The organism is Marinobacter sp. V34 (genome assembly GCF_055524115.1).
Genome location: NZ_JBUPZY010000011.1, coordinates 1 through 13,150, shown reverse-complemented (window position 1 = coordinate 13,150; position 13,150 = coordinate 1). Strand labels below are relative to the sequence as shown.

The window sequence follows — 13,150 nt, the reverse complement described above, 5'->3', positions numbered from 1 at the left end:
ATTTCAGGGATGACAGCGCGCCCTCAGCGGGGTTTGCGGAAGCGGTAAATGATGCGGTCAGTCTTTCCGCGGATCGCGGGATCGAGCGACAGCTTCGAATGATCGTCGGCGGGGTTGCGCAGCAGATCGGACTCGGCTTCGAGCTCAAACCCCGCGCGTTCGAAATCCGCGCGGAGCACCGCCGGGTCGATGCGGTGGAGCTTTCTGACGACCGCGCGTGTGTCGCCGCCGGGCGCGGCGACGTGATCGACGACGCCGACAATCCCCCCGGGCTTGGTCGCCGCGAAGATTTTGGCGAGGAACGCGTGCGGGTCCATCCGCGGAAACTGGAACTGTTCGTTCTCCCAATAGGTGTCGTGATAGACGAGGTGCATTAGCACAAAGTCGAAGCTCGCAGGGTCGAGCGTAAGATCCACGGCAGTGCTCGATATCAGGTGGACACTGGGAACGCGCGCGATCAGGCCGTCAAAGTTCTTCTCGCCTGCATCGCTGAGCAGACTGGCCGGCTCCCACGCGACCACCGCACCCTCAGGACCGACCGCGCGGCCCATGATCTCGGCATAATAGCCGACGCGTGTAAACGGGGCCGAGGTCCCGGTAAACAGGTCGAGCGCGCGGTCGCCCTGTTCAAGCCCGAGAAACTCCAGCACCTCGACGGGCTTGCGGCTTTCGTCGAGTGCAACCGCCTCGGCCGGCCTCCCGGGAGCGGCGACGGCCGCCCGCACATCGGCGGGAGCGGCTTGGACTGTCGCTATCGGCAATGACGCGGCGAGTATAAGCGGGAGCAGGAGCGGTTTCATAATGCGCATTTGGTTTCCTCCGATTGGTGGCGGTTACTGGAAGACGAAAGCGCCCTCCGTCTCAGTCCGGAATCAGGTGAGGTTCCTCGACGTCCAATCTGTGGCCGCCGGATTCCTGCAGCCGGGAGGCGTCCGCGATTTCGGTCAGCGGAAAGGAGCGGTCGCTCACCGGCTGGACGCGGGCGGCGTCGACGCAACAGGATCGCGACATTAGCCGCGCTGCGGTCTGCGGTACCGCCACTGCCCTTCGACCTTTAATGACCGACAAGCTTGGCGCCAGCTGCGGAAACCAGCCCGTCAAGCCATTCCTGATGGCCGTTGAGCATGGGGTTCGGCCAGGTCGTCGCCAAGTCCTTGGCCGGCGCGCCGTTCTGCGTCTCCTGCGTCAGGATGCGGACACGGCCCCCCTCCAGGTCCTCGACCAACCACGCGTGGTGAACGTCCAGGCGGCCATCGCCCTCGCCGCCCCAACCGTGCCAGGCAACCCGGCCGGGCTGGTCGCCGGCCGGGGCGACATACTCCACTACCTCGGCGTTGATCAGGAAGCCGAACGTATCGAAAGAGAAGCGGCGGCCGAGTGCGAGCGCCGGGCCATCGCCGTTAGGGAAGCGCACGTTGGCGCTGTTGGCATAGTAGCTCGGCCAGCGCGTCGGCTCGGCGAGGAACGGCCAGATCTCGGCGGCGGTCAGCCCGGCGACGATGGCCTCGTTAGAAACGAAATTATCAGTGGTGCCGGGCAGATAACCTTGCGGCCAATCTATCGCATTCATCATGGTACTTAATGCGTCGGCCGGATCGGCAACGTGCGCGACGAGGCCGGTTTGGCCCGGCACGACATGGTCGGCCATGGTGTGGCGATCGGGGAAGTCACCGCCATTCTGCGACCGGAAGGGGATCGGTGTGTCGGTGAATAGCCCGTCAAGACGCGCACGCCATGCTGCCTTGATCGCCTCCACTTCCTCCGCCGTGGAAACGTGAGCCGCGCCATAGACCGCGTGCGTCGGGAGCACGTCCATGCCGGGGTAGAACAGCGCGCCATGGGTCAGAGGGAACAGCAGTTGATCGATCGGCCCGTTGATACCCCGCGGGCCATAGTCGGCCGCTGGGCCGCCTGCCTGCACGTTGACCAGCGCTCGTTTGCCCTTCAGGATGCCTTCGCCAAAGCGGAAATCGTTGGAGCCATTCTGATAGCCGTAGGCAAAGCCGAAGGCATAGACCCGCTCTATCCAGCCCTTCAGGATCGCGGGCACGCCGTACCACCACAGCGGGAATTGCAGGATCACAGCGTCGGCCTCAAGCAGCTTCTGCTGCTCGGCGATCACGTCGGGCGTCTGATGCCCGCTTGCATAAGCGTGGCCCGACTCCATGACGAACGACAGCCGTTCGGGATTGTCACGCACTGGAAAGTCATCGGCGTCATACACCGCCTTCCACTTCATGCCGTAGAGGTCCGAATGGATCACGGTGTGTCCCGCTGCCGACAACGTCTCGGCAGTCACGTCGACCAACTGCCGTGTCAGAGAAGTGGATTCGGGGTGCGCGTAAACTACGAGAATTTTCATGAATATCTCTTCCTGATAGTTGGGGGGGTTGCTAGAATTCGACGACAATCTTGCCGAAATGGCCGCCAGATTCCTGGAGCCGGAAGGCGTCCGCGATTTCGGCCAGCGGAAAGGAGCGGTCGATTACCGGGTGGCTGTGAACGGCGTGGATACCGCGGATCAGGTCCAATTGGTGCCGGCGACTGCCGACAATCAGGCCCTGGAGCCGTTGCTGCCGCGCCATGAGCATGGCTGTTGGCACGTCGCCCGCGCTCCCGGTCAGCACGCCGATCAAAGAGATGTGGCCGCCGACCCGCGCAGCCTTAATCGACTGCGCTAATGTGCCGGGGCCGCCTACCTCCACGACATGGTCCACGCCCCTGCCGCCCGTCAGGCCCCGCACCCGGTCGCCCCAGTTCTCGTCCTGGCGATAGTTGATGACATGCGCAGCGCCCATCGTGCGAAGCCGCTCCAGCTTCTCGTCGGAGGAGGAAGTGGCGATCACCGTGGCTCCCATGGCCCGCGCGATCTGCAACGCGAAGATCGACACACCGCCCGTGCCGAGGACCAACACGCTGTCGCCGGCCTTGAGTCCGCCATTGACCACCAGGGCCCGCCAGGCGGTCACGCCGGCCGTGGTCAGGGTTGCTGCCGCGGCGTGGCTCCAGCCGGCCGGCGCGTGCGTGAATGAGGTGGCCGGCGCCACCACGACCTCCCGGGCGTAGCCGTCGATCCCGTCGCCCGGCGTGGTGGCGAAGTCGGCGAGGGTGGCCTCGCCGTCCAACCATGTCGGAAAGAAGGTGGATACGACATGGTCACCGGGCTTGAACTCCGTGACCTTGGAACCGACCGCCTCCACCACCCCGGCGCCATCCGCCATGGGGATTCGTCCATCGGCGCACGGCAGCCGTCCCGTCACCACACCCAGATCGTGGAAGTTCAGGGAGGTGGCATGCACACGCACGCGGATGGCGGTCGGCCCGGGTTCGCCGGGGTCGGGGAGATCCACCAGCGTCAGGCCGTCGAGCCCTTGGTGCGGATAAGCCTGGATAGCTTTCATAGGCGAACTGGTATCCGTGTCGTCGATTGTGGCACCGCAGGATCTGACCTGCTCCCAGCTAAAGTAGCGCAATCACCTCGGGTATTGAAATCGAACCTTTTATGTGTTGTTATCGACGCGATGGATACTAGGAACCTCGATCTCGGACTTCTCGTGACGCTTGAGACCCTGCTTGCGGAGCGCAACGTCACACGCGCCGCGAGCCGGCTGAACCTCAGCCAGCCTGCTTTGTCGGCACGGCTGGCAAGACTCCGCGATGCATTCGGTGATCCGCTCCTGATCCCGGGCCAGCGCGGGATGGTTCTGACCCAGCGGGCACTCGAGCTGATGGAGCCACTGCACGAGGCACTGGAGGGTGTTCGCCGCGTCGTTGAGCAAGGAGCGCCGATCAATCCGGAGACCCTGCGTGCAACCGTGATGATCGCGGCGAGCGACTACGTCCAGTACGCGCTGCTGGCACGCTACTCGGTCGTTTTGCGGGCCGAGGCGCCGATGGTCCGCATCGCCTGGCGGGCGCTCGACGTAATGGCACTCACGACACAGTTGGAGCGTGGCGAGGCGGACCTGGCCTTGGCAAGGCCCGAAGAAGCGCCGGCGGCGATGCGCCAGCGCCGGCTCTACACGGAGGAGTATGTGGTCGTCGCGCGACAGGGGCATCCGGCCGTGCACGGTGTTCTTGATCTGGACTTGTTCTGCGCGCTGGACCACGTCGTCGTTTCGAAACTGGGCGGAGGCTTTGCCGGACCTACCGATGCGGCGCTTGAGGCGATCGGCCGCCGTCGTACCGTTGCCTTGTCCACGTCGGGCTTCCTGATCGTGCCGGAGATCGTGTCACGATCCGATATGATCGCGGTGATTCCACGTCGGATCGCAGACGGTTGGTCAGACCGGGTGCAGGTGGTGGAACCTCCACTCCACATCCCCGGCTTTGCCATCGCCAGTATCTGGCACGACCGGACCACCAACCATCCAGCACAAAGCTGGTTGCGTGACAGGCTCGCTGCGTTGGTATGACGCTCCGCCCAACGCCTAAGGATGCTCTGAACAAACCCGGCCAGATCGCCGATAATTCAATTTCCTGACAACGGGCGCGATGCAATGACGCAGTTGAGCTTCTCCGACGCCGAGCACGCCGGCAAGCGCAAGCAGACACGGCGAGAGGTGTTCTTGACCGAGATGGAGCGCGTCGTGCCGGATCCGGGGCGGCCGTGCCCCGGTCCGCGTCGCCCTTTACATGGCGACGCTCTCTGCCGTGCGTTGGGACCCGACCATGAAAGCGCATTACCAGCAGCTGCGAGCACGCGGGAAGCTTAGAAAGGTGGCCCTGGTGGCGTGCATGCGCAAACTGCTTGGGATCGTCAATGCCAAGCGGCGCGATGAGCTGCAGGCGGAGCGCGTGGCTGTGGCTTGAGCGGCAAGCTTCAAGACAGTTGCTGAATTAAGCCGACTTGCGAAGCAAGTTCGGCTTGAATGAATTGTTAGGCGCGATCATGCGACGAACTGTAAGGCCCGGCAAGTTGCCAAGCGACTGCGATGGACGCAAAGCCGCTTGGGGACGCAAATACAGATCGCTTGCCCCGGAAAGGGTCAGCGATGACCTGACTCGAATGTTCGCTTTTGTTTAAGTGCGAACTACATTCCGGGGCCGGCTGCACCCCCCCAACGTACAATGCCCAACCGCAACCCGTCTGTGCGACAGAGCGGTCATATCATAATGATGTGGCGGGTCTGGCTAACATTTTGGTATTACCGGGTTGCCAGTCATCATTATAAGGTCACAGGGCCGTGACCTTTTAAACCCCATCTCAAGCCGAAGCACTTGATAGCCTCTGGTTTTGCTTTCCAACAGGACCATGCATCCATGTTCTCCACGAAACGTGCTTATCTGATTCTCTTACTGGAAGGTCTCGCCAGCAGCGGTGTTCAAATGGTCACGATACGACAGACCGTCGCGTTCGTAGGCAGCTCGGTACTGTGCACGTCGATCATCATCAGTTGTTTCCTGGGTGCGTTGGCCCTTGGCTACTTCTTTGGCGGCAAGACCGCGCCTGAAAAGTTTTCCCGGGCACTGCTTTTCAACCTGGTTGGCGCCATCGCGTTGTTTGGTATTGGCCTCTCCTACCCCTTTGTCAGCATGTTTTTTCTGTCTATTGCCGACATCAGTTTTGGGCTGCCAATCCTGGGGAATCCCCTGGTCCATCTCTTCGCGTTCTGTTTCTTGGTCATGTCGCCATTGGTATTTTTGCTGGGGCAGACGGTCCCCCTGTTGTTGAACACTGCAGACCAGGAGACTCGCAAAAGCGAGGCTGCAGGGAGTGCGACTGCCATCAGTACCGTGGGCAACGTCGTCGGGTGTCTTCTGACTTCACTGGTGCTGATGTATTTTTTGGGCGTCGGGTATTCCATTCTGGTGAACTGCATGATCCTAAGCTTCTGTGTCTTGCTTGTGTTGCGTCCAGAAAAAACCGTCCTGAAGCCAATGCTGCTGAGCATCACAAGTCTGTCACTGGCGGTGGCGTTCGTCGCCAACGTCCGGATGCCAAACCAGCTTTTTGCAGCTACTACCCCATACAGCGACATCCGGGTTGAAGCCACAGACGGGGGTAAAAGGTTGGTGATCAACCGCAGCTCCGCTTCATTCATTGATGCTGAGACTCGCCAGGGCTGGCCATACATTGAGATGATCAAATCGGCGATATTTGCAGACGACGTAGCTGGCAAAGACATCCTCGTCCTGGGCGCCGGCGGATTCACCTTGTCTGCCGAAGACACCAAAGGCGCAAACTTCACCTACTTGGACATCGATCCGATGCTGAAATCCGTGGCAGAGGGCGACTTTCTGGGCGAGCCCATCAAAGGAGACTTCGTTACTCAGGATGCAAGAGCATTCCTGCTCACCAATGAAAAGCGATGGGATGTCATTGTGGTTGATCTCTACACCAATGCGGCCACTATTCCCATGCACACAGCCACCTTTGAATTTTTCAGCTTGGTGTCGGAGCGCCTAACCGAAAACGGGAAAGCTGTTCTGAATATTGCTGCCAATCCGCGGCTTACGGATCGGTATTCCCAGACGATGGACAATACAGTCCGGCAGGCATTCTCACGGTGTATCACGGATATCACCAGCTATAAAGACTCCCTGCAGAACCTGGTGTATTTGTGCGGAAAGCGGTCGTCCGGCGTGGACAGAGTTGCCCGTGCTTATTTTGATGATACAACAAGGGTAACCGTCGACGGATACCTGTCGGCACTTCATGGATCGTCGAGATAAGCGATGCGCCACGACAATTCAAAGAGAAATTCCGAGTGGATTTCAGCCTCAGACGTAGGCCGGAGCGAGTTTTGCCCGAATTCAGTCGCACTGAAATACGCCGGCGCCAAACCTTCGCGAAGGGCCGTTGCCGCTCAGGATCGGGGCAACCTGAAGCATGAGCAGTTCAATCGCCAGATCAGCACAGACAAACGCTGTTACGTGGCCTCTTACCTTTACGGAATGGAGGATCAGCGCACGGAAACTCTCCGCCAATTTCGTGACAACACACTGGATAACATGCCCGGCGGCCGGATCCTGATTGCAGTCTATTACCGGCTGTCTCCGATGGTCATCGAAATCAGCAAAAAGTCTTCCTGGGTTGACCTGGTGCTGAGGCGAATCGTGGACAGGCTTGTTCTGCGAGCTGAACGACGAGGAAAAGACCATGATTCATGAGCTGCTCATTTTTATCGCGGTTGTGGCTGTGCTGTTCATCGTCTGGCGACAGCGCCGTAACAGCCTCGTTGACGAGCTGGGCATTGAAGGCGACTTGATATGGATCGACGACGGCCGCCACACAAAACCCTTCTTCAACGGAGCTTTCAAGGTCTTTGGAAAGCCGGATGCGCTGTATCGGACTCGCACCGGTGTTCTTTCTGTTGAGTACAAGAGCCGAAACGGTCCAGTGTTTGAGAGCGATGTCACCCAAGCCTTTTGTGCGGCCCTGGCTGCCCGGGGAGATGGATACCGGGTGACTGAGGTTCTGATCAAGACCTCTGCCGTCCAGGAAATATTTAAGCTTCCTTCTTCCGACGAGGCGCTGTTCGATCGCATTCAGCCCGCTGTCGCCCATGCCCGACAAGCAAAGTTTGGTCATGCGGTACCGAGCCGTCCTGAGCTCAAGAAATGTCGCAGCTGTGGCTTCCGCGGGGACTGCGACGATTCGGCAGCCTGAAACCCAGAAAAAGAGGTGCAGCTCTCAAAATCGCTGAGGAAATTCGTTCAACATCAGGTTATTTGATGGCAGATACCCTTAGTCAGGGTAATCCCTCCAATAACCATCGCGACTTTGCACTCAACGTTAATCTTAACTCCAACTATCAATAGCGAGAAGTTGATAGTTTCAGGGAAGCAGTGGTTCTGAATTTCAAGGGAAGGACTGATGAAACGATTACTCACCTCAAGCTTGCTTGCCTGCTGTTTGATTGCGCCAATAGCCCAGGCCAGTAATTGCCAGATTCATTTCACGATCGTGGATGGCAATGTCCAGAGGGCACTAACCATTGGATCAATACTCCCTCAGTGGCAAGCCCGCGAGCAGATGTGCGAACGGCTAAATTCATTCGGTGGTGCGATCAACGTTGCGGGCGGATTCTCCACGGGAGCGGGAACAGTCTCGTACTTCGTCCATTTGACCGTCGGCGAACGAGTGACTGGTTTCAGCATTCCCGACCATGGCATCAATTTCGTCATGTCAGGACGTTTTCCCGACGCGAAAACGGAATCCGAACTCATAGACATCGCAATCCCAGCGTTCAGAGGTACAACAAAAAAGTTGCTACAAAACTGGTACGAATCGGGAGGGTTTGAAAAGGCTGTTGAAGCGTTTTTGAATAGCCGAAACATACTCAATCGACGCTGAAACAATGGAAAATAAGAGGCCATCAACTCCGTTGAGCTACAAGCTCATGACAATACCAATTGTCGTTTTCGCCGGGCCTCAAGTTCTGACCAGCTGGTATTCAATCTCATCGCAATGGCATTGAATTCACCAACGGTCCTCACGTCCCTCAATTTGATTTGGAATTCGCACCTGTCAGATGGGTAGTCACGATCCTCATTGATCGTGGCAACGCCCAGTGCAATTTCAATCGCCCAGGCGAGCTCGGACTTGTCGGAACAGGTGCTGATCAACAGAGGTGACATCAATTGAGCTGCAGCGAACCGGTGAACGTTGTGCACTTGTTCGGTTGTTCGTCCAGGCATGCCACATAGAGCACGTCGGAACTCTTGGGAATCACGTTCAGAAACGCGGAGGTGTCGACGGTCAGATCGTTGATGCCGTTGGTGCGGCCTACGGGAATGCTCGAGCAGGAAATCACATTTTGATTGCCTGGCGCGTAATCACAATCGAATGAGGCAAACTGCCCGCAGGCGTAGTCCGAGTCCGATGGCCACATGCAGGAAATGCTGAAGAGCTCGAGGTCATCTTCTTGTTGGAAAACACCGTCTTCACTCAGGTAGACCGACGCCGTATACGGAAAGGATTCATTGAATTCCGGGACGGACTGATCATCGTAGTACACCTCCATCTTCCAGGTAATGCTGATCGTGTCGTTCGGTGAAAAATGATCCTCAGGATCACCGGTGCCAGCAGCAATATTGAAGACGGTTGGCTCTAATGGGGCCTCAGAGAATTCGAAGACCAACTCCCTCTCTTCAACATCCGGTGCCGGCGCCGAGGGACCAGAGCTTGATGAAGAACCCCCTCCCCCGCAAGCAACGAGGGTCGAGCAGGCCAGAATCAGACAGAGCGATTGTTTTGTTTTCATGGTGATATCCGAGTCAAAAACCAGATCTTAGGCCTGGCTCATGCCGCGGATGAGATTCAAAAAGTCAGTGACCTATGACCGTTTAGAATGCGGGGACAAAAAAAGGCCTTCCCGCAAGCGGAAAGGCCAACCCTCACTCTCTCTCACCCAGGAGCCACGCTCGCTAGTCATTTCAAGATCTCATGGAAATCTTCGCGGCCAACCCCCGGTAAGAAGAATTTTCAGGTTTATTTCCGACCCAGAATATCTTTACCAGGTTTCCGTCGAAGCATTGGCTGTTTGCGATCCATCACGCCCAACACTGAGGATGAGTCTCCGAGACAGATGCCCACCATATACACCCCGGGCCCCAGGCGCTGATAAGGTTCAAGCAAGTGGCGGCGCCAAGACTCAATATCCAGAAGTACAGGACGGACCGAAGGTAGCTGCCGAACCACTTCACGATCGGCAATACCGATCCAATTACCTATCTCAATGCCATCAGCCGTGCAAAACCCAATCGGTTCGCAGCTCGCGAAGGCCCCGAGTTCTTTGTAAACACAATTGTGACGGCGTCTGAATTCCATGAAATATATACTGTTTGAATATACAGCATTATTGCAGATGGACTGCCTTCCAGGCTAACCAGAAAAAGATCAACATTTTATTGCGGACGTGTTTAGAGTCAGGGATGACCCATTACCGGACAACTGAGGAGGTCAACACGATGAATGCAACAACCAAGCAAGGTGAAATACTCGGCCGGCTCTGCGGAGTCCACATCCGAGACAAAAACGGAGAAGTTCTCTATTCCTTTACGGACATTCGCAATGGTGAAGTTTTCGGGCGAATACCTGCGGATGAGACCCCGTGCGGAAAGCGCGACCTCTGGGTAAGCGCAGGAACTCTGGAAGACGGAACGGCGACAAGCGATGAAGGAGAGGTGCTGTTCAGACTGGTCTGATTCGCTGACCAGAAAAGGGATCGTTGGTGGGATTCCATGTCCACCATCGACCCAAAATCGACGTTCAAAAAAGGTATTACGAATGGCTATGGAAGAGGCTTATTATATAGATATATTATTGTTATAAATAGCGTTTTCAGGGGTTGGCCGTGGTCATTTCCATGAGATTTTAAGAGTGAACACCAACGAAATTCACTCAGAGGAATCACGAAATGGAAACTCAAATCTCTCTCAAGAATCTGACCCTGTCACCGCTCAACGTCCGGAAAGTTAAAACATCGGCTGAAGAAGATGCGCAGCTCCGCGCTCTGATAGAGTCGCAGGGTGTTCTGCAGAATCTCATTGTCATTCCGTCACCCGATGCCGAGGGACGGTATGAGGTTATTGCCGGTGGACGCCGACTCAGCGCCTTGAACCACCTTCTTGCCGAAGGAAAGATCGATGCCGAATTTCCAGTCCGGTGCGTCGTGAAGACGGAATCTGAAGCCATCGAAGCCAGTCTGGCCGAGAACTATCGCTCGGATATGCATCCCGCTGATCGCTTTGTTGCCTACAAGGCCATGCTGGATGCAGGACGATCCATCGAGGACATCGCGAAACGATTCGGTAAGCCTGTCACCGAAGTTAAGAAACTCCTGAAACTTGGGGCTGTCTCGCCGGTGATTCTGGACGCCTTCCGATCACAGGAGATGAACTTTGACATGGTCATGGCCTTTACCGTCACGGACGATCAGAAGGCTCAGGATTCCGTCTTCGCAGAGGTAAAAGAGCAGTATCACCCTTCTCCCCGATTCGTGCGTCAAAAGCTGCTCAACACCGATGTTACGACTGAGGACACCACCTTTAAATTTGTCGGGCAAGAGGCTTACGAGGCCGCCGGTGGCACGCTGTCCGAAGACTTGTTCGCGGACAGCCAATACGTCAACGACGTCGACCTCCTGAATCGTCTGGCCGATGAAAAGCTCGAAAAGCTACAAGAGTCTTTCAAGGCTGAGGGCTGGGGCTTCGTGGAGGCAACTCTGGATGGTGGGTACAGCCACCCACTTCGGTTTGCTCCGTGTATCGAAGGTGAAACCATCACCGCACCAGACTCTGTAGTTCAGCATTATGAGGCGAAGGAACGGGAGCTTGAGGCCCTGATGGAGGCGGCCTCGGATCACGAGGACGAAGAAACCAACGAACGGTTCCGTCAACTGAATGAAGAACTGAGTGACCTGAAGGACACCATCGACGCTTCTCGTGCATTCTCCAACGAACAGAAACAGTCAACGGGCGTTCTGCTTTCCGTAGACTTCCGGACAGGCGAACTGGTGACAAAGGTTGGCATCGTTTTGCCAAAAAAGGAGTCCGAAAAGGCGCAAAACGGAGATGGCACTATAGCCGAGACACCTCAACCTACCGAGAGCAACGCGCTTAAAGTCGATCTTGAGGCATACCGGCTCCAGGCACTTGAAGCCGCGATCATGCAAAAAGCAGAAATCTGTCTGGACATGACCATTTTCACAATGGCCAAGACAGTGCTTGCGGGTTCAACGTGGTACCGGAGACCCCTTGGAATCGATCTGGATGTGAACACCTTCTCTGCCACCAAAGACATTGAGGAAACCTCCGCTGCTGCTGAAATTCGGAAGCATCGTGATGCCTTAGAACTGAACTGGCTGGCCCAAGAAGGAGACTTGGAACAGTTCAAAACATTCCAAAAACTATCCAGAGCGAGCAAATTGAACATCCTCGCCCATTGCAGTGCTCAAACGCTCCGCTGCGCTACCAATGAAGTTGAGCAATACGTTGCTGAACAGATCAAGTTCGACCTGAGTAAGCACTGGCAACCGACGAAGGCGAATTACTTCAACAGGATCAGGAAAGGCAAGCTCATCGAAATCCTGAAAGACCTGAAAGGCGATGAGTTCGCTTTGTCTCAGGCTGACGCCAAGAAAGGCGATCTGGCGACGATTCTGGATGAACTGGATGAAACGAAAGGTTGGCTCCCCGATTCACTCACCAAAGCAGCATAGGGGCGCAATCAGAGTGAAAAAAGGGAGCCTGATTCCGGCTCCCTTTTTGTTTCGGGCTTGCCAGTGAAGCATAGTCGTGTATACCTAAGGACTACAGCGGAAAAAAGTCATGACTTGCATAACCATAAACTGGCTTTGAAACCGAATGGATCGGCGACTTTTCCACAAATTCTGTGGATAACCTTATTGATAAAGTGCGCTGTCGGTCGTCCAGCGCAGACCTTACTTGGACCTGTCACAATCGATCATTTTTTGAGCGGGATTCAGCGTCATGGACAAGACAATCGTTCACAACGGAATAGCACGAAAGTGTAGCCTTGGCGCGGGCGTCGCGCTGCTGTTTCTGGTCAGCCTATCTGCCGGTGATGGTGTTTCATTCAAAGAGACTTGGGGATGGATTTGCGGTGGCATACTGTGCGGATTTGCTGCGATTCACCCGATTTCAAAGGTCTACGAGCGGTCTGCCCAGAAGTACCGCGAATACTGGTGGTTCAAAGTTATGGTGTGGCTGATCAGCGCTGTTTTCACTCTCGTTCTGGCTGGCATCTCAATCATCTGGCGAATACTGCGGGGTGATGGCTCTGATGAGCATCACGATCACCGAACTCCTGGATCTGTATTCAAAGATCCGCTGCACCCAACAGATGCTGTTTACGATCAATCGCACGAGGCTTACTACGGGCACGAACCACCCTCTCCTTTCGACAGATAACATACTGGGTAAAATCGCCGGCGATTAACTGATCCCTTTTAGAAGCAGAACTGTTCAAGATAGATATTTAACCGGTTCGCTATTCGCAATCAATGCAAGCTGGTCGAAAGCGAACATTCAGATTCCGTTTTGAGCTGACGCCAAGGTCGCAAAGCGAACATTCGAATTCTGTGTTTAGCTGGGGGCAACTACAGTCTGCCCTAATCACGTATCAGGCCCACCCAGAGTTGGAAAAATCCGGCTCCTGCGATCGTAAGAAAAAATTAGCGTT

The 13,150-nt window shown here is 56.3% G+C and carries 14 protein-coding genes and 2 pseudogenes; 10 read left to right on the top strand and 6 right to left on the bottom strand.

Annotated elements, in window-relative coordinates:
* Positions 1-23: 23 nt before the first annotated feature.
* The 4 genes from AC0B60_RS16775 to AC0B60_RS16760 are packed head-to-tail and all read right to left on the bottom strand — an operon-like array spanning position 24 to position 3,401.
* Complete coding sequence (locus tag AC0B60_RS16775) at positions 24-809, bottom strand: class I SAM-dependent methyltransferase (protein ID WP_465087095.1); 786 nt, start codon at positions 807-809, stop codon at positions 24-26.
* Positions 810-861: 52 nt separating this feature from the next.
* Positions 862-1,011: a hypothetical protein gene (locus AC0B60_RS16770; protein ID WP_465087092.1), complete on the bottom strand. Its 150-nt coding sequence runs from the start codon at positions 1,009-1,011 to the stop codon at positions 862-864.
* Between the two features lie 43 nt (positions 1,012-1,054).
* Positions 1,055-2,362 carry a flavodoxin gene (locus AC0B60_RS16765; RefSeq protein WP_465087091.1) on the bottom strand — a complete coding sequence of 436 codons (1,308 nt, stop codon included), beginning with the start codon at positions 2,360-2,362 and terminating at the stop codon, positions 1,055-1,057.
* Between the two features lie 31 nt (positions 2,363-2,393).
* Entirely contained in the window at positions 2,394-3,401 is a 1,008-nt protein-coding gene (locus AC0B60_RS16760; RefSeq protein ID WP_465087088.1) for a zinc-dependent alcohol dehydrogenase family protein, read from the bottom strand.
* Between the two features lie 84 nt (positions 3,402-3,485).
* Between AC0B60_RS16760 and AC0B60_RS16755 the strand changes: the two genes are divergently transcribed.
* From AC0B60_RS16755 to AC0B60_RS16725, 7 genes and pseudogenes are all read left to right on the top strand, one after another.
* Entirely contained in the window at positions 3,486-4,415 is a 930-nt protein-coding gene (locus AC0B60_RS16755; protein ID WP_465087087.1) for a LysR family transcriptional regulator, read from the top strand.
* An 84-nt stretch (positions 4,416-4,499) separates the two neighbouring features.
* Positions 4,500-4,604: pseudogene (locus AC0B60_RS16750) on the top strand (IS5/IS1182 family transposase); the annotation flags it as partial.
* Positions 4,597-4,812, top strand: a pseudogene (locus AC0B60_RS16745) (transposase); the annotation flags it as partial. The pseudogenes AC0B60_RS16750 and AC0B60_RS16745, both read left to right, overlap by 8 nt.
* Positions 4,813-5,262: 450 nt before the next feature.
* Complete coding sequence (locus AC0B60_RS16740) at positions 5,263-6,675, top strand: fused MFS/spermidine synthase (RefSeq protein ID WP_465087086.1); 1,413 nt, start codon at positions 5,263-5,265, stop codon at positions 6,673-6,675.
* Between the two features lie 3 nt (positions 6,676-6,678).
* Complete coding sequence (locus tag AC0B60_RS16735; RefSeq protein ID WP_069183780.1) at positions 6,679-7,113, top strand: CFI-box-CTERM domain-containing protein; 435 nt, start codon at positions 6,679-6,681, stop codon at positions 7,111-7,113.
* Entirely contained in the window at positions 7,103-7,612 is a 510-nt protein-coding gene (locus tag AC0B60_RS16730; RefSeq protein ID WP_465087084.1) for a PD-(D/E)XK nuclease family protein, read from the top strand. Before AC0B60_RS16735 ends, AC0B60_RS16730 begins: the two co-directional genes overlap by 11 nt.
* A gap of 207 nt (positions 7,613-7,819) precedes the next feature.
* Positions 7,820-8,299 (top strand): hypothetical protein, encoded by a 480-nt coding sequence (locus AC0B60_RS16725; RefSeq protein WP_465087083.1) that lies wholly within the window; start codon positions 7,820-7,822, stop codon positions 8,297-8,299.
* A 44-nt stretch (positions 8,300-8,343) separates the two neighbouring features.
* Here AC0B60_RS16725 and AC0B60_RS16720 read toward each other — a convergent pair whose 3' ends face one another.
* Positions 8,344-8,583, bottom strand: coding sequence for a hypothetical protein (locus AC0B60_RS16720; RefSeq protein WP_069183777.1), 240 nt, complete (start codon positions 8,581-8,583; stop codon positions 8,344-8,346).
* Entirely contained in the window at positions 8,583-9,209 is a 627-nt protein-coding gene (locus AC0B60_RS16715; RefSeq protein WP_465087082.1) for a hypothetical protein, read from the bottom strand. Before AC0B60_RS16715 ends, AC0B60_RS16720 begins: the two co-directional genes overlap by 1 nt.
* Positions 9,210-9,915: 706 nt before the next feature.
* Between AC0B60_RS16715 and AC0B60_RS16710 the strand changes: the two genes are divergently transcribed.
* The 3 genes from AC0B60_RS16710 (at position 9,916) to AC0B60_RS16700 (ending at position 12,879) form a co-directional block, all read left to right on the top strand.
* Positions 9,916-10,152, top strand: a complete 237-nt coding sequence (locus AC0B60_RS16710) for a hypothetical protein (protein WP_465087079.1) — start codon at positions 9,916-9,918, stop codon at positions 10,150-10,152.
* 212 nt (positions 10,153-10,364) lie between these two features.
* The gene (locus AC0B60_RS16705) at positions 10,365-12,167 is read left to right on the top strand and encodes a ParB/RepB/Spo0J family partition protein (RefSeq protein ID WP_465087078.1); all 1,803 of its coding nucleotides are present in this window, start codon (positions 10,365-10,367) and stop codon (positions 12,165-12,167) included.
* A gap of 271 nt (positions 12,168-12,438) precedes the next feature.
* Positions 12,439-12,879, top strand: coding sequence for a hypothetical protein (locus tag AC0B60_RS16700; RefSeq protein WP_069183772.1), 441 nt, complete (start codon positions 12,439-12,441; stop codon positions 12,877-12,879).
* Positions 12,880-13,150 lie beyond the last annotated feature (271 nt).